General features: G+C 70.8%; 12 protein-coding genes and 1 pseudogene. 9 read left to right on the plus strand and 4 right to left on the minus strand.

Annotated elements, in window-relative coordinates; all coding sequences use genetic code 11:
• Window positions 1-330: 330 nt before the first annotated feature.
• From dnaK to I6J71_RS45595, 4 genes are read left to right on the plus strand one after another with little or no spacing between them, the layout of a single operon-like run.
• Entirely contained in the window at window positions 331-2,190 is a 1,860-nt protein-coding gene (gene dnaK, locus I6J71_RS45580) for a molecular chaperone DnaK (protein WP_204092524.1), read from the plus strand.
• Window positions 2,187-2,885 (plus strand): nucleotide exchange factor GrpE, encoded by a 699-nt coding sequence (grpE, locus tag I6J71_RS45585; protein ID WP_204092525.1) that lies wholly within the window; start codon window positions 2,187-2,189, stop codon window positions 2,883-2,885. The genes dnaK and grpE overlap by 4 nt, the downstream gene beginning before the upstream one ends.
• Window positions 2,886-2,918: 33 nt before the next feature.
• Window positions 2,919-4,091 (plus strand): molecular chaperone DnaJ, encoded by a 1,173-nt coding sequence (gene dnaJ / locus I6J71_RS45590; RefSeq protein WP_204092526.1) that lies wholly within the window; start codon window positions 2,919-2,921, stop codon window positions 4,089-4,091.
• A 5-nt stretch (window positions 4,092-4,096) separates the two neighbouring features.
• Window positions 4,097-4,531: a heat shock protein transcriptional repressor HspR gene (locus I6J71_RS45595; protein ID WP_204092527.1), complete on the plus strand. Its 435-nt coding sequence runs from the start codon at window positions 4,097-4,099 to the stop codon at window positions 4,529-4,531.
• Between the two features lie 1,448 nt (window positions 4,532-5,979).
• On the opposite strand, the gene I6J71_RS45600 is transcribed toward I6J71_RS45595, so the two are convergent.
• From I6J71_RS45600 to I6J71_RS45610, 3 genes are all read right to left on the minus strand, one after another.
• Window positions 5,980-6,672, minus strand: a complete 693-nt coding sequence (locus I6J71_RS45600; protein WP_204092528.1) for a dienelactone hydrolase family protein — start codon at window positions 6,670-6,672, stop codon at window positions 5,980-5,982.
• Between the two features lie 727 nt (window positions 6,673-7,399).
• The gene (locus I6J71_RS45605) at window positions 7,400-8,518 is read right to left on the minus strand and encodes a globin domain-containing protein (protein WP_204092529.1); all 1,119 of its coding nucleotides are present in this window, start codon (window positions 8,516-8,518) and stop codon (window positions 7,400-7,402) included.
• Window positions 8,519-8,808: 290 nt separating this feature from the next.
• On the minus strand, window positions 8,809-9,984 hold the full coding sequence (locus I6J71_RS45610) for a globin domain-containing protein (protein ID WP_204092530.1): 1,176 nt from the start codon (window positions 9,982-9,984) through the stop codon (window positions 8,809-8,811).
• Between the two features lie 374 nt (window positions 9,985-10,358).
• Between I6J71_RS45610 and I6J71_RS45615 the strand changes: the two genes are divergently transcribed.
• The 5 genes and pseudogenes from I6J71_RS45615 to I6J71_RS45635 form a co-directional block, all read left to right on the plus strand.
• On the plus strand, window positions 10,359-10,844 hold the full coding sequence (locus I6J71_RS45615) for a MarR family winged helix-turn-helix transcriptional regulator (protein ID WP_204092531.1): 486 nt from the start codon (window positions 10,359-10,361) through the stop codon (window positions 10,842-10,844).
• Window positions 10,845-10,880: 36 nt separating this feature from the next.
• Window positions 10,881-12,965 carry an MFS transporter gene (locus I6J71_RS45620; RefSeq protein WP_204097592.1) on the plus strand — a complete coding sequence of 695 codons (2,085 nt, stop codon included), beginning with the start codon at window positions 10,881-10,883 and terminating at the stop codon, window positions 12,963-12,965.
• 264 nt (window positions 12,966-13,229) lie between these two features.
• Window positions 13,230-14,414 carry an MFS transporter gene (locus tag I6J71_RS45625; protein WP_204092532.1) on the plus strand — a complete coding sequence of 395 codons (1,185 nt, stop codon included), beginning with the start codon at window positions 13,230-13,232 and terminating at the stop codon, window positions 14,412-14,414.
• Window positions 14,415-14,508: 94 nt separating this feature from the next.
• Window positions 14,509-17,103, plus strand: coding sequence for an ATP-dependent chaperone ClpB (clpB, locus tag I6J71_RS45630; protein WP_204092533.1), 2,595 nt, complete (start codon window positions 14,509-14,511; stop codon window positions 17,101-17,103).
• A gap of 1,485 nt (window positions 17,104-18,588) precedes the next feature.
• Window positions 18,589-19,242: pseudogene (locus I6J71_RS45635) on the plus strand (hypothetical protein); the annotation flags it as partial.
• A 1,786-nt stretch (window positions 19,243-21,028) separates the two neighbouring features.
• On the opposite strand, the gene I6J71_RS45640 reads toward I6J71_RS45635, so the two are convergent.
• A complete protein-coding gene (locus tag I6J71_RS45640; RefSeq protein WP_204097628.1) occupies window positions 21,029-21,829 on the minus strand; it encodes a hypothetical protein in 801 nt (266 codons plus the stop codon).
• Between the last annotated feature and the right edge of the window lie 8 nt (window positions 21,830-21,837).

A 21,837-nucleotide genomic window follows, 5' to 3' on the forward strand; every position in this document is an offset into this window, starting at 1 on the left:
CGCCCCGGACCTCACCGGCTCCGTGGTCCTCACGTGCCTCGACAACGGCCGCACGGGGCTGCTGAACTCGGCGTGCGCACGCGCCGAGCTGACAAAACCCCTGGTGAGCGGCCTCACACCACCTCACGGGACTGTCTGCGGGTGACCGCGGGAACAAGAACCGGAACGTGGTCGTTAGGCTGATACGAAGGTTGAGTGCGAGCGACTCAAGTCTGGCTTGACGAGGCGCACGAGAGGCCGATAGAACTTGCCAGGGCTCCCCTCAAGGCGGAGCTCGAACGTGCAGGTCACGAACATAGCAGTAGAGCTGCCAACACAGGAGGAAGCACCATGGCGCGAGCGGTCGGCATCGACCTCGGCACGACCAACTCGGTCGTAGCCGTCCTTGAGGGCGGCGAGCCGACGGTCATCGCCAACTCGGAAGGCTCCCGGACGACCCCGTCCATCGTCGCGTTCGCCAAGAACGGTGAAGTGCTCACCGGTCAGTCGGCGAAGAACCAGGCCGTGACCAACGTCGACCGCACGATCCGGTCCGTGAAGCGGCACATCGGTACCGACTGGAACTCCGAGATCGACGGCAAGAAGTACACGCCGCAGGAGATCAGCGCGCGCGTGCTGATGAAGCTGAAGCGCGACGCCGAGGCGTACCTGGGTGAGGACATCACCGACGCGGTGATCACCGTGCCGGCGTACTTCGAGGACGCCCAGCGGCAGGCCACCAAGGAGGCCGGGCAGATCGCCGGCCTGAACGTGCTCCGCATCGTCAACGAGCCGACCGCCGCCGCTCTGGCGTACGGCCTGGACAAGGGCGAGAAGGAGCAGACCATCCTGGTCTTCGACCTCGGTGGCGGCACGTTCGATGTGTCGCTGCTCGAGATCGGCGAGGGTGTCGTCGAGGTGCGTGCGACGTCCGGTGACAACCACCTCGGTGGTGACGACTGGGACGAGCGCATCGTCAAGTGGCTGGTCGACAAGTTCAAGGCCGCCAACGGCATCGACCTCACCAAGGACAAGATGGCGCTCCAGCGCATCCGTGAGGCCGCCGAGAAGGCGAAGATCGAGCTGTCGAGCTCCAACTCCGCGAGCATCAACCTGCCCTACATCACCGTCGACGCGGACAAGAACCCGCTGTTCCTCGACGAGACGCTGTCGCGCGCCGAGTTCCAGAAGATCACCTCGGACCTGCTCGACCGCACCAAGGCGCCGTTCAACAACGTGATCCGCGACGCCGGCATCTCCGTCGGCGACATCGACCACGTCGTGCTCGTGGGTGGTTCCACCCGCATGCCGGCCGTGGCCGAGCTGGTCAAGGAGCTGACCGGTGGCCGCGAGCCGAACAAGGGCGTGAACCCGGACGAGGTCGTCGCGGTCGGCGCGGCGCTGCAGGCCGGTGTCCTGAAGGGCGAGGTCAAGGACGTCCTGCTGCTGGATGTCACGCCGCTGTCGCTCGGCATCGAGACCAAGGGTGGCGTGTTCACCAAGCTCATCGAGCGCAACACCACGATCCCGACCAAGCGCTCGGAGATCTTCTCCACCGCGGATGACAACCAGCCGTCGGTGCAGATCCAGGTGTTCCAGGGTGAGCGCGAGATCGCGGCCCACAACAAGAAGCTCGGCATGTTCGAGCTGACCGGTCTCCCGCCGGCCCCGCGCGGCGTGCCGCAGATCGAGGTCACCTTCGACATCGACGCCAACGGCATCGTGCACGTGACCGCGAAGGACCTGGGCACGAACAAGGAGCAGTCGATGACGATCACCGGTGGCTCCGCGCTGCCGAAGGACGACATCGACCGCATGGTCAAGGACGCCGAGGCCCACGCCGAGGAGGACAAGAAGCGCCGCGAGGAGGCGGAGACCCGCAACCAGGCGGAGACGCTGGTCTACCAGACGGAGAAGTTCGTCAAGGACAACGACGACAAGCTCCCCGAGGACCTCAAGGGCAAGGTGAAGACCGCGATCGAGGAGGCCAACGAGGCGCTCAAGGGCACCGACTCGGCCAAGATCCGCGAGTCCATCGAGAAGCTGAACACGGCTTCGCAGGAGCTGGGCAGCGCGCTGTACGCCAACCAGGGCGGCGCGGCCGCCGGTGACGGTGCTCAGGGTGCCGACGCCGGTTCCGCGGGTGCGGGCCAGGCCAAGGCCGATGACGTGGTCGACGCCGAGATCGTGGAAGAGGACGAGAAGAAGTGACCCCACGACACCAGGAAGCCGAGGGCCGGGGCCCCGAGGAACCGGTGGTCGTGCGTGACCGGCGGCGGCTCGACCCGCAGACCGGTGAGGTCCGTCCCCCTGCCCCGGAAAGCGAACTGCCCGCCGACGAGGCGCCCGCGCACCACGCGGGCCCCTCGCTCGGCGACTCGGTGGACGACTCGGTCTCGGTCGCGTCGGACGTCGAGAAGCAGCTGGCCGAGCGCACGGCCGACCTGCAGCGGCTGCAGGCGGAGTACGCCAACTACCGCAAGCGCGTGGACCGCGACCGCGAGGCCGTGGTCCTGAGCGCGAAGGCGTCGGTGGTCGGCGATCTGCTCCCCCTGCTCGACGACCTCGAGCGGGCGGAGCAGCACGGTGATCTCACCGGTGCGTTCAAGTCGGTCGGCGACAAGCTGGTGAGCGGCTTGCAGCGAGCCGGGCTCGAGTCGTTCGGCGTCGAGGGCGAGTCCTTCGACCCGAGCGTGCACGAGGCTGTGCAGCACAACACCTCGCCGGACGTGACGGGCCCGACGGTCACCGTGGTCATGCGCCGCGGTTACCGCTTCGGGGATCGGGTCCTGCGGGCGGCGCTGGTCGGGGTCACCGACCACGAGCCGGCCGCGGCGCCGGTCGACCCGCCCGTCGGCGGCGAGCTGCCGCTGGACGGGTCGATCGATGAGCCGAACCAGCAGTAACAACCGTTTCGAAGCGAAAGGAGGAGGCACCCGATGAGTGCTCGGGAGTGGATGGGCAAGGACTTCTACAAAGAGCTGGGTGTCTCCTCCGACGCCACCGCGGACGAGATCAAGAAGGCCTACCGAAAGCTCGCCAAGGAGAACCACCCGGACGCCAACGCGGGCAACGTCACGGCCGAGAACAAGTTCAAGGCCGTGTCCGAGGCCTACGGCGTGTTGTCCGACCCGGCGAAGCGCAAGGAGTACGACGAGGCCCAGCGCCTGTTCGGCGCGGGCGCGGGTGGGTTCGGCGGCTTCCCCGGCGGCGCCGGCGCGGGCGGCTTCGACATGGGCGACATCTTCGGTCAGGCCGGCGCCCAGCAGGGCGGTTTCGGCGGGCTCGGCGACATCCTGGGTGGCATCTTCGGCCGTTCGGGCCGCGGCGGCACCGCGACGGCCAACCGGCCGCAGCGCGGCGCCGACGTCGAGACCGACGTGCGGATCGACTTCGTCGAGGCGGTCAAGGGCGCGACCCTGCCGCTGCGGCTGTCGAGCCCCGCGACGTGCCAGACCTGTGGCGGCAACGGTGCGAAGCCGGGCACGTCGCCCCGCACGTGTCCCACGTGTGGCGGCTCCGGTCTGGTGAGCCGCAGCCAGGGTGCGTTCGCGTTCTCCGAGCCGTGCCGCGACTGCCGCGGCCGCGGCCAGATCATCGACGACCCGTGCCCGGAGTGCGGTGGCGAGGGCATCAGCACCCGCACCCGCACGCTGACGGTGCGCATCCCGCCGGGCGTCGACGACGACCAGCGGATCCGCCTCGCCGGCCAGGGCGAACCGGGCCGGGGTGGCGCGCAGGCCGGTGACCTGTACGTCCGCGTGCACGTGGCGCCGCACAAGCTGTTCGGCCGCAAGGGCCTGGACCTGACCCTGACGGTGCCGGTGGACTTCACCGAGCTGGCGCTCGGCACCACGATCACGGTGCCGACGCTCGAGGGCAAGGTCTCGCTCAAGGTCCCGGCGGGTACCGCGAGTGGCCGAGTGTTGCGCGTGCGCGGAAAGGGCATTCAGAAGCGGGACGGTTCGCGGGGCGATCTGTTGGTGACCCTGCAGGCCGCGGTGCCCGCGAAACTGGACGACAAGGCGCGGACGGCCCTGGAGGCCTACGCGGAGGCGATGAAGGGCAACGACCCGCGGCCCGACATCACCGAGTTGCTCGAAGGCAGGTGAGGGTGATGTTCGGCGGAATCCCGGGACTCCCGCACGGCGCGGACGAGGACACCCCCGTGTTCGTGATCTCCGTGGCGGCCCAGCTGTCCGGCCTGCACGCCCAGACCCTGCGCTCCTACGACCGCCAGGGCCTGGTCTCCCCGGGCCGCACCTCCGGCGGCGGGCGCCGCTATTCGATGCGCGACATCGCGCTCCTGCGAGAGGTCCAGCGCCTCTCGCAGGAAGCCGGCGTCAACCTGGCGGGCGTCAAGCGCATCATCGAACTGGAAAACCAGGTCGACGCGCTGCGCTCCCGGGTGCACGAACTGACCGAAGAGCTCGCGGCCGCCTACGCCGCCGCCGAACAGGCCGCCGCAGCGGTCCACGCGTCCTACCGCAAGGACCTCGTCCCGACGCGGCAGCAGACGTCTTTGGTGGTGTGGAAGCCCAAGCGCCACTGAGGTTTGGGCTTTTGGCTTTGGTTTCAAGCTTGGGTGGGCAGCCCCTTCGCTGCTGGGTCTCCGGTGGTGGAGGGGCTGTTTCGCGTTCGAGGGATGCTTCGGCCGGCAGGCTGGCAAGTCGCCTGACGACCTGCCTCGCTTGACGACCTGCCGGCCCTGACGGCCTGCCGCTTCCGCACGACTGGACCGGTGGCGCCCTTCTCCGAACGACTGGACCTTTCGTGCCCCTTTACGAGTGGGCCGTTCGTTCTCGCGGGGGTGCGCGGGCGGACCTTTCGCGCCTGTGGGTGTGTGCGCCTGGCCTTTCCTGCCCTTGCACGTGTAGGCGAGTGGACCATTGTTGCCTGTCGGTGCGCGCGACTGGACCTTTTGCGCCCCGCGCGAGTGGACGGTTCGTGCTTGGGGGTGTGCGCGAGTGGTCTTGTCGCGCCCTGCGCGACTGGACCGTTCATGCTCGCGGGTATGCGCGACTGGTTTTTTCGTGCCTCGTGCGAGCGGGCCGCTCGTGCCCGCGGATGAGCTCTACCTGTCCCTTCGTGCGCCGCACCGCATGCGATCGGGTCCTCTCGCGCCGACCGGCGGGTGGGCGTGACTGGGCTGGCCGCGCCCGTCTCTCCGCGAACGGACCGGTGGTGTCCCCGCGCGAGTCGCACTTTCGCGCTGGCCGGTGGTGCGCGGGTGGTCCGTTCGAGTTCTGCAACGAGGATGATCGGTCCCCTCGCGCCGCGCGCCGATGGTGTGCGAGGGGACCTTTCGCACACCGCGCCGCGGGTGAATGGTCTTCTCGCGCCGGCGGGTGGGCGTGACTGGGCTGGCGGCGCCCGACTTTCCGCGAACGGACCGGTGGTGTCCCCGCGCGAGTGGCACTTTCGCGCCGGCCGGTGGTGCGCGGATGGTCCGTTCGCGTTCTGCAACGTTCCGCACCGCGGCTGATCGGTCCCTTCGCGCCGCTGGGTGGGTGCGACTGGGCTGGCGGCGCCCGACTTCCCCGAACGCACCGGTGGTGCCGTCGCGCAAGTGGACCTTTCGTGCCCACGGATGAGCTTGACCTGTCCCTTCGCACGCCACGCCGCGGGTGAATGGTCCTCTCGCGCCGACCGGCGGGTGGGCGTGACTGGGCTGGCGGCAACCGACTTTCCGCGAACGGACCGGTGGTGTCCCCGCGCGAGTGGACCTTTCGTGCCGGCCGGTGGTGCGCGGATGGCCCGTTCGCGCTGGGCAACGTGGGTAACGGTCCCCGCGCGCGGCACCGTGTGTGCGATCGGTCCAGTGATGCCGGCGCGTGGCGGGTGGAGGGACCGTTCGTTCCTGCGGTCCCGCGGCGACTGGACCCCCGGTGCCGTCGGGCGGGTGCGAGTGGACCTGTCGTGCTGTGTGTAGTGCGACTGGACCGGTCGTGCCGGCGGAGTAGCGCGAGTGGCCAACTCGCGCCCGCTCCCGTTCGGCGGTTAGCTGAGGTGCTCGCCGAAGAAGGACATCACGCGCTGCCAAGCGTCCAGGTCGGAGTCTTCGTGGTAGCTGACGCCCAGGACGCGCAGGAGGGTGTTGACCGGGGCCGGGGCGATTTTGTTGGCGAAGCTGTGGCCGGCGTGGGGGTATTCCTTGACGTCGTGGGGGATGTTGCGTTCGGTGAGGGCCGCGTCGAGTTTGGTGGCGGCGCCGCGGAGGGAGGGGTCGCGGCGGCCGAAGCTGGCGACGATCGGACAGGCGTCGTCGAGGACGGAGAGGTCGCGGGGCAGCTGGCCGTAGTACGGGGCGGACGCGTCGAACGAACGGGAGGCCGCGACGAGCGCGAAGCCCCCGCCGAGGCAGTAGCCGGCGACGCCGATCTTGCCGGTGCAATCGTCGCGGGCGGCCAGGAAGGCACGCGCGGTTTCGATGTCGTCGAAGGCGCGGCCACGGCGGGCGAACATGTCCTTGAAAACCTGGCGCACGCAGCGGAAGAAGCCGCCGCGCGAATGCAGGTCCGGGCTGAGCGCGACGTAACCCGAATCAGCGAAGCGGTCCGTGATGCGCCGCGCGTCGGCGGACAGGCCGAGCGCGTCGTGGATGATCACGACGGCCGGGAACGGGCCGGGGCCCGAGGGAACCGCCAGGTAGCCGGTGATGTCGCCGTCCGGGGCGGGGATCGTGACCTCCATGCCCCGGAACTCTAGCCCGGCACTGGCCCAGACCCCAGCCGGAAATTACCCCGGAGGCGTGACGAACAGCGGTGCCGACCGCGGTCGCGACGCCGCTCGGCTGCGACCGGCCCGTCTGTCCCGGCCCAAACCTCCGCCGCACGGCGGCCTCGGTGGGGCGGGTCCGAGTGGTAGCGGCGTTCTCGGGCGGGTGTCGGCGTCGGCCGCCATCCGTGCGGCAGTCTTGGTCGGGCGAGGCCGAGGGGTAGCCGCGGTCGGGCCGGGTGTCGGCGCCGGGTGCGGATTTCCATCCGTGCGACAGTCTCGGTCGGGCGAGGGGAGCGGTTGCCGTGATCGGGCCGGGTGTCGGGGCCCAGGGGGCGTGGATTTCCGCCCGCGCGACAGTCTCGGTCGGGCGAGGCGGAGGGGTAAGCCGTGATCGGGCCGGGCGCCGGCACCAGCCGCGGCGCCGGATTTCCGCCCGCGCGACAGCCGCAGTCGGGCGAGGCGGAGGGGGTAGCCGTGATCGGGCCGGGTGTCGGCGCCCAGGGGGCGTGGATTTCCATCCGTGCGGCGGCCTCGGTCGGGCGAGGCGGAGGGGTAAGCCGTGATCGGACCGGGTGTCGGCGCCGGCCGCGGCGCGGATTTGCACTCGCGCGGCACTCTCGGTTGGGCGAGGCGGAGGGTTGCCGTGATCGGACCGGGCGTCGGCACCAGCTCAGGCGCAGACTCAACCCGCGTGGCAGCCTCAGTCGAGCGTGAACGGGTCGTACTTGATCCGCTCCAGCTCCACCCCCGTGGCCAGCAGCCTGGCGACCGTCGCGCGGATCATGTTCGGCGAGCCCGACACGAGGACGTCGTGGCCGGCCCACTTGCCGCGTTGGGTCACGGCGGTGGCCAGGGTTCCGCGGTCGCCGCCGGAGATCGCGCCTTCTTCGGTCACCGGGGTGACCGTCAGCCATCGCGAGGTGACCGCCAAGTGGCGCAGTTCGTCCAGGGCGTAGAGGTCACCGGGCTTGCGGCCGCCGAAGAACAGGTGCACCGGCGGGTTCCGCTTCCACCGCGCCAGCTCGTCGAGGATCGCCAGCAGCGGCGCGACGCCCGTCCCGCCGGCGATCATCAGCAGCGGGCGCTGGTCGGTGGTCGGCACCACCGAAAGTGCGCCCAGCGAAGGGCCCAGGCGCCAGACGTCGCCCGGGTTGGTGTGGTTCACGATCGCGCGCGAGACCCAGCCGCCGGTGACGGCGCGGACGTGGAAGGTCAGCAGACCGTCGTCGCGCGGGGACGTCGCCATCGACAGGTACCGCCACAACCGAGGCCGCTGCGGCACCTCGACGCTCACGTACGCGCCCGGCCGGTACGGCAGCAGTCCCTCGGTCCGCACGCGCACCAGCGCCACATCGGTCGAGACCTTCCGGTGCTCCACCACCGTGCCGCTCCACCACGCCGGCCCCGCTTCCTCGGCGGCCGCCTTGCGCATCATCTCCGAGATCACGCGGTAGGCCGACGTCCACGCCGTTTCCACTTCGGGCGTCCACGCCCTGCCGAGAAATCGTTTCATCGCGCTGAGCAACGCCGTTCCGACGGCGTCGTAGTGGCGCTCGAGCACATCGAACTTCCGGTGGTCACGGCCCAGCTGTGAGAGGAACGTGCTGAGTTCGTCGGGCCGATCCACCATCTGCACGACGTACACGAGTGCGCGCAACAATCTGCTGCGCTGTGTGGCCATCGTCACGGGGAACAGATCACGGGTGTCCGGCGCGATCACGAACAGCGCCCCGTAGAAGTACTGTGCGAGTTCTTCTGATTTCGCCTCAACCTGCGCAAAGCTCTCGCGGATCACCCGTGCACTCTCGGAACCGGACATCGTTCTGCGCAGGGCGGGGTTCGGAGCGAGTTCGATCTTCGCTGATTCAACACACATCGGGAACGGTTTTCTCCACTCTGGCCAAACGTATTCGTCTTCACGCGGCGATGCGTACGCGTGCCGCCCCCGAGGAATCACGACTGTAGGCGCACCCGGAGAAAAACGGGTGCAGTTAACGGCGTTCCCGCTCGAACGGAGCAATTTCAACCACTAATAGTCAACCTGTTCTGGCACACAGTCAAAGTGATCTTTCGCCGGTGGGAAAGATTCTTTGTGAGCCGATGACCTCGTCAGTCGATGGTGAACGGGTCGTACTGGATCTGGCTGAGCGCGCTGCCGGCCACCAGCATGCGCGACACCGTCGCGCGGATCATCGACGGCGAACCCGACACGAGAATGTCGTGTTCGGGCCAAGCGCCGTAGCGCGTAACCGCTTCCGCCAGCGTCCCCTGCTCGCAGCCGGGCAAGTGGTCGCCACGTTCGACGACGGGCGTGACCGTGAGCCACGGGTTCGTCGACGACAGCGCGCGCAGCTCTTCGAGGTCGTAGAGGTCGTCGCGGGTCGGGCCGCCGTAGAACAGGCGTGTTTTCGGGTTCTCGCCCCACATCGCCAGGTGGTCGAGGATCGCACGCAGCGGTGCGACGCCGGTTCCGCCCGCCACCATCACGACGCCGCGGGACCGGTCACGGTCCACCGCCATGCGCCCGAGCGGCGGGCCGAGCCGCCAGATGTCACCGGGCTGCGTGTGGCTCACGATGGCGCGCGACACCCAGCCGCCGTCCACCGCGCGCACGTGGAACTCGATCCCGCCGTCCTCCCGCGGCGCGTTGGCCGGCGAGAGGTAGCGCCACAACCGAGGGCGCTGCGGCACCTCCACGCTCATGTACTGCCCCGGCAGGTACGGCACGGGCTGCTCGGGCAGCAGCCGCACGAGGGCCAGGTCCCACGTCAGCCGCCGGTGCTCGACGACGGTGGCCGGCCACGAAGCCGGGTTCATGTCGGCGGCCGCCGCCTCCTGCATCGCGCGCGCGACGATCGTGAAGGCCTCCGCCCACGCCCGCTCCACAGGGACGGTCCACTCGGGGCCCAGGTGGTTCTTCAGCGAAGCCAGCAGCGCCGTGCCCACGGCCTCGTAGTGCTTCGGGATCACGCCGAACTTGCGGTGGTCGCGCCCCAGCTGGCGCAGGAACGGCACGAGGTCGTCGGGCCGGTCCACCATCTGCACGATGTGCACGAGCGCGCGCACGAGCCGGCCGCGCTGCACCTCCATGTTGATGGGGAAGAAGTCCCGCGTCGCCGGCGCGAGGGTGAACAGCATCCCGTAGAAGAACTGCGAGATCTCCGGGATGAAGGGCTCGGACCGCGCCCAGGTGTCACGGATCAACCGCACCATCGCGGCCACGGCGGCGGGCGCCTCGCGCGGCGCCGCCGAGCGGGGGATCGGGCTGATCGAATCGGCAGTCATCGGGGTGTCGTTCGCAGGTCGGGGGCGGTTCGGGGGAAGGGAAAGAGCGCTCACGGGCGGGTGGCGGCTGCGTCGGGTGGCTCCGGATCACGCCGGTCGCGCAGGCCCGCGTCACGGGAATTCACCACTGCCCCACCTCGTTCCCCTCGATGTTCCTCAGGACGTTGTCGCCGCGTCCCCCGACCGCGGTTCGTCCGCAGAGTAGCCGCCCCGCGGCCCTTTGCCCGCATCGTTGCTCCGGTCGGGTTACCGCTGCGTTTCGGCGCGTGGGGCACGTCACCGGATAGATAGTTGCCCTACGCAACCATCCGGAGATAAACTTGTATGGCACAACCAATTGGACGACGAGCAGCGTCCGGCCCGGGAGGAAACCGATGAGCTCTGCCGACGACGTCAGGGTCGAACTGATGCGGGAGCTCAAGACCGCCTCGCAGCTCCAGCACCTGTGGATCATGCAGGCGTGGGAGGACGAACCGGGGCTGCACCCGGCAGCCGGGATGCTGCTGTCCGACCTCGCGAAGCACGGCGAGGCGCGGCCGTCGGAGCTGGCCAAGCGCAAGCTCGTGGACCTCTCCGTGGTCAGCCGCCAGATCGCGCAGTTGCAGGCCGCCGGCCTGATCGACCGCCGCCCCGCGCCGGAGGACGGGCGCGCGTCGCTGATCAGCGTCTCCGAGAAGGGCCTCGCCGAGCTCGAGAAGTGGCGGGACCGCTACATCGCGTTCTTCGAGAAGGCGCTCGGTGGTTGGGACCAGGAGCGGATCGCCGACCTGACGACCCGGCTCGCGGAAATGAACAACGGTCTCCGCGCCGTGCTCGGGCCTCCCGGGTGCGCGGTGGGGCAAGCGGAAGTCGGGAAGTGACGAACGAAAGTGAGTACCGAAGTCGCCGGTGAGCCGATGAGCCACCGGCAGATCATGAAGGCCTTCTCGGGCCTGCTGCTCGCCCTGCTGGTGGCGATGCTGTCGTCGACGATCGTGTCCAACGCGCTGCCGACCATCCTCGCCGACCTGCACGGTTCGCAGAGCGAGTACACGTGGGTGGTCACCGCAACGCTGCTGACGTCGACCGCGACCACCCCGATCTGGGGCAAACTCTCCGACCTGTTCAGCAAGAAGCTGCTCTACCAGCTGGCCATCGTGATCTTCACGATCGGCTCGGCGCTGGGCGGCATCTCCCAGTCGATGCCCGAGCTGATCGCGTTCCGCGCGCTGCAGGGGATCGGCCTCGGTGGGCTGCAGGCGCTGATCCAGGTCGTGATCGCCGCGATGATCGCGCCGCGCGACCGCGGCCGCTACTCGGGTTACACGGGCGCGGTGTTCGCCGTCGCGACCGTCTCGGGGCCGTTGATCGGTGGCCTGATCGTCGACTCGCCGCTCGGCTGGCGCTGGTGCTTCTGGGTGTGCGTGCCGATCGCGGTGATCGCGTTCATCGTGCTCGGCCGCACACTGAAGCTGCCGGTGCTCAAGCGCAAGGTGCGCATCGACTGGCTGGGCGCGACCCTGCTCGTCGGTGGCGTGGCGCTGCTGCTGATCTGGGTTTCGCTGGCCGGCGCGAGCTTCGCGTGGGCTTCGTGGACGAGCGTCGCCTACGTGGCGGGCGCGGTCGTCGCGTTGGCGCTGGCGGTGCTCGTGGAGTCGCGGGCCGCCGAGCCGGTGGTGCCGCTGCGGCTGTTCCGCAACCGCACCTTCACGCTGGCGGTGCTGGGCTCGCTGGCCGTCGGCACCGCGATGTTCGGCGGCTCGGTTTTCCTCGGGCAGTACTACCAGATCTCGCGCGGCTTCTCGCCGACCCACGCGGGCCTGATGACGCTGCCGCTGGTGCTGGGCCTGGCGCTCGCGTCGACGAGCGCCGGGCAGGTCATCTCGCGCACGGGCCGCACGAAGCCGTTCATGGTCGCCGGCGGCACGTCACTGCTCGCGGGGCTGTTCCTGCTCAGCACCGTGGACCACGCGACGAACCTGACGCTGATGGGCTGCTACCTCGCGCTGGTCGGCATCGGGCTCGGGTTCCTGATGCAGAACCTGGTGCTGGTCGTGCAGAACACGGTGGCGATGCGGGACATGGGCTCGTCGTCGTCGGTGGTCACGTTCTTCCGGTCGCTCGGCGGCGCCGCGGGTGTCTCGGCGCTCGGCGCGGTGCTCTCGGCCCACGTGGCCACGAACATCACGTCGTCGCTGACCCGCCTCGGGCTCCCGGCCGGCGACGCGGTGCACGGCGGTGGGGGGACGTTCGACATCGACGGCCTGCCCGCCGCGCTGCAGCCGGTCGTGCGCGCCGCGTTCGGCGACGCGACCGGCACGGTGTTCCTGTTCGCCGGCTTCATCGCCGTGGTGACGCTGCTGGCGGTGCTCTTCATGAAGGAGGTCCCCTTGCGCCGGACTCTCGACGCCGACACCACCCCCGCCGTCGCGCCCGTGCTCGCGGCCGAGGTCACGACCGCCCTGCGCGGCCGGGTCCTCGACGCCGACGGCCGGCCCGTGCCGGGTGTGACCCTCACGCTGACCGACGTGTCGGGCCGCCAGGTCGACGTCGGCCGCAGCGCCCGCACCGGCGAGTTCGCGCTGTCCGCGGGCGCGGCGGGTGAGCACGTGCTGCTGGCGACGTCGGGCGCCCTGCCGCCGGCCGTGTCGACCGTGCGCCTCACCGGCATGCCCGTCTGGCACGACCTGCTCCTCGGCGGGACCGGTGGTGTCCGGGGCCGCGTTCGCACCTCCGGCCGCCACGCCGCGGTCGCCGGCGCCGCGCTGACCCTCACCGACCCGGCCGGCACGGTCGTCGCGTCCCACCTCACCGGCGGCGACGGTGCGTACGATCTGGCTGGCGTCCCGGCGGGCTCGTACACGCTGACGGTCACCGCGTACGGTCACGAGCCGCACGCCGAGGCCGTGGTGGTGAGCACCGGTTCCCCGGCTCACCTCGACGTGGTGCTGGAAGAGGAGCCGGAGTTCGCCCGGCACTCGGGCACGCTGAACCTGAGCTGAGTTTTCCCGCGGATCGCTGAGCCCCGGCCCTCGCGGCCGGGGCTCAACGGTGTCGTCAGCCGACTGCGAGCAGGACAGCGTGCGGTCGCCGGACGGCTCCGGCCGGATCGTCCCGGCTTCCCGGAATCCCTCCCCCGTCAACCGGTCGGACGCGGCCACCACACGGCCGGGCAACGGCGCTCTACCGCCAGTGGCATTCGGGCGCCCCGGAAGTCTCCGTCCGGCCCTGACCTCGGACGGGGCCGCGGCGGTAGCGTCGGGCGCGTGGCGCGGGGCCGGGTCGTTCTGCTGTGTGCGCTGGGGATCGACAACTTCGGCTCCGGGCTGTTCCTGCCGCTCGCGCTGGTGTACGTCACGCGCGTCGTCGGCATCCCGCTGGCGCTCGCGGGCACGGCGGTCACCATCGGGACGCTCGCGGGGCTCGTCGTGCCGCCGCTGGCGGGCCGGCTGGTCGACCGCACGGGGCCGCGCGCGGTCGTCGTCGGGGCGCAGCTGCTGCAGGCCGCTGGGACGGTTGCGTACCTCGTGGCCGACGGGGTCGGCGCCGTGGTCGTCGCGGCGATCCTGCTGGCGGCGGGCCAGCAGCTCTTCCACAGCTCGCTGTACGCGCTGATCGCGGAGGTCGCGGGCGACGTGCCGAAGGACCGGCCGTTCGCCGAGGTCGGCATGGTGCGCGCGGGCGGTTTCGGGCTCGGCGGGCTGACGTCGTCGGGGTTCCTCACGTGGTTCGGCGCCAGCGGCTACAGCGTGGCGCTGGCGGTGGACGTCGTGACGTTCGTGGTCGCCGCGGCCCTGATCACGAGCGTGGTGAAGCCGGTGCACCGCGCGGCACCTCGCGCGCGGAGCAGCGGCGTGCTGCACGACCGTCCCTACCTGGCGCTCATCCTGCTCAGCGGAATGTTCGGGCTGTCCCTGGACTTCTTCCTGATCGGCACCCCGGTTTTCGTCCTCGACCTGCTCCACGGGCCGACGTGGCTGCCCGGCGCGATCCTGTTCCTGCTCACGGTCGTCACGAGCGCCGGCGGCACGGCGGCGCTGCGGCTCACGCGCCGGCTCAACCGGGTCGCCGCGATGCGCGGCGGCTCGGCGCTGTTCGCCGCGTGGTGCGTCGTCAGCCTGGGTGTGCTGCTGGTGCCGCCCAGCTGGCAAGCCGGCTACCTGCTGGTCGCGACGCTCGTGTACGCGGCGGGCGATCTGGTCTTCGGGCCGCGCTCCGGCGCGCTGGCCGAGGCCGCGGCGCCGCCGGAGGCGAAGGGCCGGTACCTGGCCGCGTTCCAGTACGCGTTCACGTTCGCGCAGGTGGTGGCACCGGTGGTGGTGTCGCTGTTCTCCGTGTCGTCGTGGTTACCCTGGGTACTGGTCGGAGGCTGCGCTTGCCTCGCCGTGGTCGGCCTGGGCAGGCTGGGACCGAGGTTGCCGAGGGACGCTGTCACGCCCGTTCAGAGTTGAGCGGAACAGACTCAAGTTTTCTGACGTTGTATGTGTCGATGGTCCTTGGTCAGGGCCGTCACCTGGACTTTTCACAGAGCGCATGAGGTGAGGGATGGACGCTTTCAACCCGACCACGAAGACCCAGCAGGCGATCTCGTCGGCGGCGCAGGCGGCCACGATGGCCGGCAACCCGCACGTTTCGGCCGCCCACCTGCTGGGCGCCCTGCTGGCGCAGGGTGAGGGGCTCACCGCGCCGCTGCTGACCGCGGTCGGGGCCGACCCGGAGGTGGTGCACAAGGAGCTCGACCCGATCATCCACGCACTGCCGTCCGCGACGGGCGCCACCGTGTCGAGCCCGCAGTTCGACACGAACGCCGTGAAGTCGCTGACGCAGGCGCAGAAGCTCGCCACCGAACTCGGTGACGAGTACGTGTCGACCGAGCACCTGCTCGTCGGCCTCGCCACCGAGGGTGGCCAGGTGGCCGACCTGCTGAAGCGCCACGGCGCGACGCCCGACGCCTTGCGTGAGGCGTTCGCGAAGGTGCGCGGCTCCGCCCGCATCACGAGCCCCGACCCGGAGAGCACGTTCAAGGCGCTGGAGAAGTACGGCGTCGACCTGACCGGGCGCGCCCGTGCGGGTGAGCTCGACCCGGTGATCGGCCGCGACACGGAGATCCGCCGCGTCGTGCAGGTGCTTTCCCGCCGCACCAAGAACAACCCGGTGCTGATCGGTGAGCCGGGCGTCGGCAAGACGGCGATCGTCGAGGGCCTGGCCCAGCGCATCGTCGCCGGAGACGTGCCCGAGTCGTTGCGCGGCAAGCGCGTGGTGGCCCTGGACCTCGGTTCCATGGTGGCCGGTGCGAAGTACCGCGGTGAGTTCGAGGAGCGGCTGAAGGCCGTCCTCAAGGAGATCACCGACTCGGCCGGTGAGGTCATCACGTTCATCGACGAGCTGCACACCATCGTGGGCGCCGGCGCGACCGGCGAGGGCGCGATGGACGCGGGCAACATGATCAAGCCGATGCTCGCGCGCGGTGAGCTGCGGATGGTCGGCGCGACGACGCTCGACGAGTACCGCCAGCACATCGAGAAGGACGCGGCTCTGGAGCGGCGTTTCCAGCAGGTGCTGGTGGGCGAGCCGTCGCCGGAGGACACGATCGCGATCCTGCGCGGGCTGAAGGAGCGCTACGAGGTGCACCACGGTGTCCGCATCACGGACGCCGCGCTGGTGGCCGCCGCGACGCTGTCCGACCGCTACATCACCGCCCGGTTCCTGCCGGACAAGGCGATCGACCTGGTCGACGAGGCCGCCTCGAAGCTGCGCATGGAGATCGACTCGCGGCCGGTGGAGATCGACGAGGTCGAGCGCGCGGTGCGGCGCATGGAGATCGAGGAGATGGCACTGTCCAAGGAGGACGATCCCGCCTCGCTCGAGCGCCTGTCCGCGTTGCGGGCCGAGCTGGCCGAGAAGCGTGAGGAGCTCACGGCTCTGACCGCCCGCTGGCAGAACGAGAAGGGTTCGATCGAGCGCGTCCGCGAGCTCAAGGAACAGCTGGAGCAGCTGCGCGGCGAGTCGGAGCGCGCCGAGCGCGACGGCGACCTGGGCAAGGCCGCCGAGCTGCGGTACGGCCGGATCCCGGCGCTGGAGAAGGAGTTCGAGGCCGCGACCGCAGCCAACGAGGCGAGCCAGCAGAACGTGATGCTGAAGGAAGAGGTGAGCGCGGACGACGTCGCCGACGTGGTCAGCGCGTGGACCGGCATCCCCGCCGGCCGGCTGCTCGAGGGCGAGACGGGCAAGCTGCTCCGCATGGAGGAGGAGCTCACCCGCCGCGTGATCGGGCAGGACCAGGCCGTGCAGGTGGTGGCGGACGCCGTGCGGCGGGCGCGGGCCGGCGTGGCCGACCCCGATCGGCCGACGGGTTCGTTCCTGTTCCTCGGCCCCACCGGTGTCGGCAAGACGGAGCTGGCGAAGGCGCTGGCGGAGTTCCTGTTCGACGACGAGCGCGCGATGCAGCGCATCGACATGAGCGAGTACTCCGAGAAGCACTCGGTGGCGCGCCTGGTCGGTGCCCCTCCGGGCTACGTCGGCTACGACCAGGGTGGCCAGCTCACGGAGGCCGTGCGGCGCCGCCCGTACACGGTCGTGCTGCTCGACGAGGTCGAAAAGGCGCACCCGGACGTGTTCGACGTGCTCCTGCAGGTCCTCGACGACGGCCGCCTGACCGACGGCCAGGGCCGGACGGTGGACTTCCGCAACACCATCCTGATCCTGACCTCGAACCTCGGTTCACAGGCGATCGCCGACCCGTCGCTGGACGAGAACCAGCGCCGCGACGCGGTGCTCGAGACGGTGCAGCGGCAGTTCAAGCCGGAGTTCCTGAACCGGCTCGACGACATCGTCGTGTTCCACGCCCTCGGCACCGAGCAGCTGACGTCCATTGTGGACATCCAGATCGCCCGGCTGACCGCGCGGCTCGCCCAGCGCCGCCTCCACCTGGACGTCACCGACGGCGCCCGCGAATGGCTCGCCCTGAACGGCTTCGACCCGATCTACGGCGCCCGCCCCTTGCGGCGGCTCGTGCAGTCCGCGATCGGCGACCAGCTCGCTCGCAAGCTGCTCGCCGGCGACATCCGCGACGGCGACACCGTGCGGGTCGACATCCCGGCTCTGGAGGCCGGGGACACGCTGACGGTCGAGCGAGTCTGACGGTTGCTGCCGGTGCCGGCGGGAGTGCTGTCGGCATTGTTGGCGCTGTCGGCTTCGGTGGTGCTGTGATCGCGAACGGCCCTTCCACTTCGGTGGGAGGGCCGTTTCGCGTGTCCGGGCCTTTTCGCTCTCGCTGCCCTCACCGCGCGCGGCGAACGGTCCCTTCGCGCCGATTCGCCGGCGCGAGTGGTCGGCTGGTGCCGGGCCGGGGTAGCGAGTGGCCTTTTCGCGTCTTACCGGTGGCGCGAGTGGTCGGTTGGTGCCGGGCCATCAGCGTGAATGCTTCGCCGGTACGGAACGGCGCGCGGTCCGCCGATGCTGGGACTTGCAGGTGCGAGCGGTCCCTCGGAACGGACTTGCGCGAGCGGACCACTGTTGCCCTGGGCGAGCGAGTGGTCCCGGCGCGAGCCTTGCTCGCGCGTGTGGACCGTTGCTGATCTTGCTGGGCGATTGGGGCGCTGATGCCGGTCCTGCTGTCGCAAGTGGTTCCTCGGCGCGGGCTTGTGCGAGTGGGCCACCTTTGACCCGCTCGGGCGAGTGGTCCCGGTGCGCGCCTTGCTTGCGCGCGTGAACTGTAGGCGCCGCCGATCTCGCGGTGCGAGTGGTCCGTTGATGCCGGACTGCCGCGTGAGTGGACCGTTGGCATCGAGCCCTGCTGCTGCGAGCGGTTCCTCGGCGCGGCCTTGCGCGCGTGGACCGCTGCTGACCCGGGCGGGCGAGCGGTCCCACCGCGAATCCCGCCAGCGCGAGTGGACCGTTGGTGCCGGATCTTGCTGCGCGAGTGGAGCGTTGGTGCCGTAGCGGTGGTGCGAGTGGACCGGTCGCGGCGAGTTTGAGCGGTGTGCTGGGTGCGACGGGCGTGCGCGGCATTGAGCGGGCACGGCGCCTCCTTGAGTGCGGGCGATCGGTCGCGTTGGGCCGGCTGCCTGCGCGAATGGTCAGTCGGCGTCGGAATAGCGGTGCGAATGGACCTTCGGTGCTGAAGGGCCGGTGCGAGTGGACCGTTCGTGCAGCAGGCGCCCGCGCGAGTGGACCGCTCACGCCGAATGCGGCCCCCGTGCCGGGCGCGCGACGGCCTGTGCTGCCATCGCGTGGGCGCGGTTGGTCCGGTGATGAAGGTGTGAGTGGACCGTTGGCGTCGCGCCGGCGAGTGGACCGTTCGTGTCGGCTCTGGGTGCGAGGGGACCGTTGGTGCCGCAGATGGAGCGTGAGTGGTCCGTTCGCGCCGAGTCTCGGAGCCGGGGAAGGCGCGAGGGCCGGCGGCGCCCGGCGTGGGAGTGAGGTGGCCTGCGGTGCCGCCCGGTCGCCGCGGGCCCTGCGGAAGACGCCGGGAGGAGGGTGGAGCCGCAACCGGTCCCGGTCGCGGAAATATCCGGCGGATATGCCGATTTGTCGACTCGGGAGGGCTGGGTCGCCTCGAAAGGGGCGCGCCGACACGGTGCGGGCACTCGGGTGTGGAGGCCCGGCAGCGATACCCTGACCGCCGTGGGTATCTCGGCGTGGATCTGGTTCGTCGTCGCCGCCGTGGCGCTGGTGGCGGGGCTCGGGCTGCTCGCGGCGGACCGGGCGAAGGAAGGCTCGCGCAACCGCGAGCGCGTGCGCTGGGCCCAGCTGCGCGGCTGGCAGTTCGTGGAGGAGGACGAGCGCCTCCCCCGGCAGTGGTCGGGCGGGGCGATCGGCTACTTCGGCGCCGACGCGGCCGTGAACGTCGTCGCGGGGTCCACCTTCACGTCCGACGGCCGGCGGCCCGTGTTCATCTTCGACATCGAGTCGGAGGGGCAGATCCCGGCGACCGTCGTGGCCGTGCGCTGCAACAAGACGCACCGCGTGCCCGTCGAGATGTGGCTCTCGAGCGTGCCGTTCCAGCGCGAGAACATGCCGGAGATGCTCGGCCCGATCGGCCAGCGCTACGCGTTCGCCGACGACTCCGACGGCGCGCGCCAGGTCATCACGCAAGAGCTCGTCGACGCGGCCGACCAGCTGGGCGGCGACGTCGGCGTCGCCTGGCTCGAGAACGAGTGGGTGCTGGCGAGCGTCGCCCCGAACGCCGGGCCGTCGCGGCTCGAGCGGCTGCTGCGCGACCTCGGCGAGATCGCCGACATCGTCGACCCGTTCGACGAGGACTACGACACCGGCCGCACCTACACCCCCGCCGCCGGCACGCCGGCCCCGGCAGGCACGCGCGCGCCGTCCCCCGCGGACACCCGCGCGACGACCCCGGTCGACACCCGCGCGACCAGCCCCGCGGACACCCGCGCGACCACTCCTGTCGACTCCCGCACGGCCGGCGCCGCCGCGAACCCCGAGCGCGCCGAGAACAAGCCGCCCGAGCCGCGCACGCCGTCGAACGGCCCGAGCACCTACGGCTCCGTCCCGGCAGCGCCGAGCAAACCGGACGACCCGGAACCCAAAGAAGAGTCCTGACACGAAACGGCCGCCGCCACCGGGCGGCCGTTTTCGTCTCAGCGGATTCACGCGCAGCCCGCACTCAGCGGCGGCGTCCACGCCGACGACTGCAGCAGCCTGGGCCGCGGCGACACCGCCATGGTCACGAAAGCCTGCGCCGACACGACGTTGGCCAGGCGGCGGCCTTACACTACCGCCGGTGGTGCCAGCTCCCCTGGCGTCTCCGCCACCGTGGTGACACCGCCATGGTCACGAAAGCCTGCGCCGACACGACGTCGGTCCGGCGGCGGCCTTACACCAAGCGGCGGCGTCGCCTGCTCCACCAGTGTCCGCATCACTGGTGACCCCCTGGGCCGTAGCGACCCGACCGTGGCCGTGGAAGCCTGTGCCAACGCGAGACAGCGGTGGCCTAAACCATCGCCGGTGGCGCCAGGTCCACCGGCGTATCCCCACCGATACCCCCCGACGGCGGCCTCCTGGGCCGCGGCGACACTGCCGTGATCGTGGAATCACGCGCCGCGCGACTTCGGCACGATGGCGGCCTCAGAGCAACGGTGGCAGTCCAGCTCCGGCGGCGTTCCGACCGCCGACTGCGGCTGCCTGGGCCGCAGCGGGACCGCGGTGGTCGCGGAAGCCTGCGCCGGGCGACGTTGTCCACGCAGCCGGCCTTGCACCAACGGCGGAGCCAGCTCCGCGAGAGTCCCCGTCGCCGGTAGCCCCACCGGAGCTGAGACCGCCGTGGTCGCGGAAGCCTGTGCCGACGCATTCGAGACGGTGGCGGTTTCTCACCGGCGGCGGCGTCGCCGGCTCTGCAAGAGTTCGCATCACCGGTGGCTTTGCCGGAGCCGTGACACCGCCGTGGTTGCGAGAGCCTGAGCGGGGGCGACGTTGTCCATGCAACCGGCCTTGCGCCAACAGTGGTTGTGCCACCTCCACCGGCGCCCCCGCCGCTAGTGGCCCTGCTGGAGCCGTGGCGGGACCGTCGTCGTCGTGGAAGCCTGGGCCGACGTGACGTCGGCGCGGCGGCGGTTTCTCACCGGCGGCGGCGTCGCCGGCTTCGCGAGAGCCCCGATTACCGGTGGCTTTGCCGGAGCCGTGACATCGCCGTGGTCGCGGAGGTCTGAGCTGGGGCGACGTTGTCCACGCAGCCGGCCTTACACCAACCGTGGTGGTGCCAGCTCCACCGGCGACGCCGCCGTCGCTGGTTCTGCCTGGGCCGTGCGGGGACCGTCGTGGTTGTGGAAGCCTGTGCCGACGCGACGTCGGCGCGGCGGCGGTTTCTCACCGGCGGTGTTGCCGGCTTCGCGGGAGTTCCCACCACTGGTGGCCCTGCCCGGAGCCGGGGCCAGACCGCGGTGGTTGTGGAAGCCTGTGCCGACGCGACGTCGGGCGGCGGCGGTTTCTCACCGGCGGTGTCGCCAGCTCCGCGGGAGTTCCCATCACCGGCGGCCCTGCCGGAGCCGAGGTGACACCGCCGCAGTCGTGGCAGCCTGCGTGGAGGCGTCGGTCCGGCGCGGCGTCACACCAACGGCGGCAGTGCCAGCTCCGCCAGCGAAGCTCCCGCCGACTGCGTCGGTCCGAGCCATGGCGACAAAGCCGTGGTGGCGTGCGCCGACGCGGCGTCGTCCACGGGCAGCTCCCCGCGGAATCCGTTGCCAGGCAACGACTGCGTCGCCAGCAGGAACCCCGACACCGGCCCCACGTCCGCCGGAGCCGGGTGGCGGCGGTCGGAGTCGGGAGTCGGGGCGTCGAGGTCCGATATGTCGAGCGAGCCGACGAAGTGTCCTATCCCGCGCTGCTCGGAATTCACCACTGCGGCCGCCGAGTTGCCGGCATCCACGGCGGGGCTCGACGACTGCTGCAGCCCCGCGCCGTCGCGCAGGTCGCCGGTGAAGCGGCCGGAATCCGGAGTCTTGGCGACATCCGGGTGGGTGTCGGCGTCGTAGGGCCGCCACGTGCCCTGCTGCACAGAACCGTGGAGGTCCGAGGCGTGCCCGGTCATCGCCGACGAGCCGAAGCGCACATCGTCGTGCTGCGACGGGGAAAGACCGTTCGGCGACTTCACCGCAGTGAGTGAATGGGACAGACCGCAACCGGCGGTGTCGGACATGAGCGGAGACGTCGCTGAAACCGGAAAGTCGGCCACCCCCGCGGCGGCCGCCGCCGAGTGGTCGTGCCGCAGGTCCAGCGGCAGGCCGCCGAGGGGAAGAGTGGGGTCGGCCGGGGCCGGAGCCGGGCCGGTGGGCAGCAGTGCGACGGGTGCCGCACCGGCGGCCGCCTTCGGGAGGTGGCCGGGCTTTCGCTGGGTGTGCTTGCCCATGCGCCGGA

The sequence above is a fragment of the Amycolatopsis sp. FDAARGOS 1241 genome, from assembly GCF_016889705.1.
Taxonomy (GTDB): domain Bacteria; phylum Actinomycetota; class Actinomycetes; order Mycobacteriales; family Pseudonocardiaceae; genus Amycolatopsis.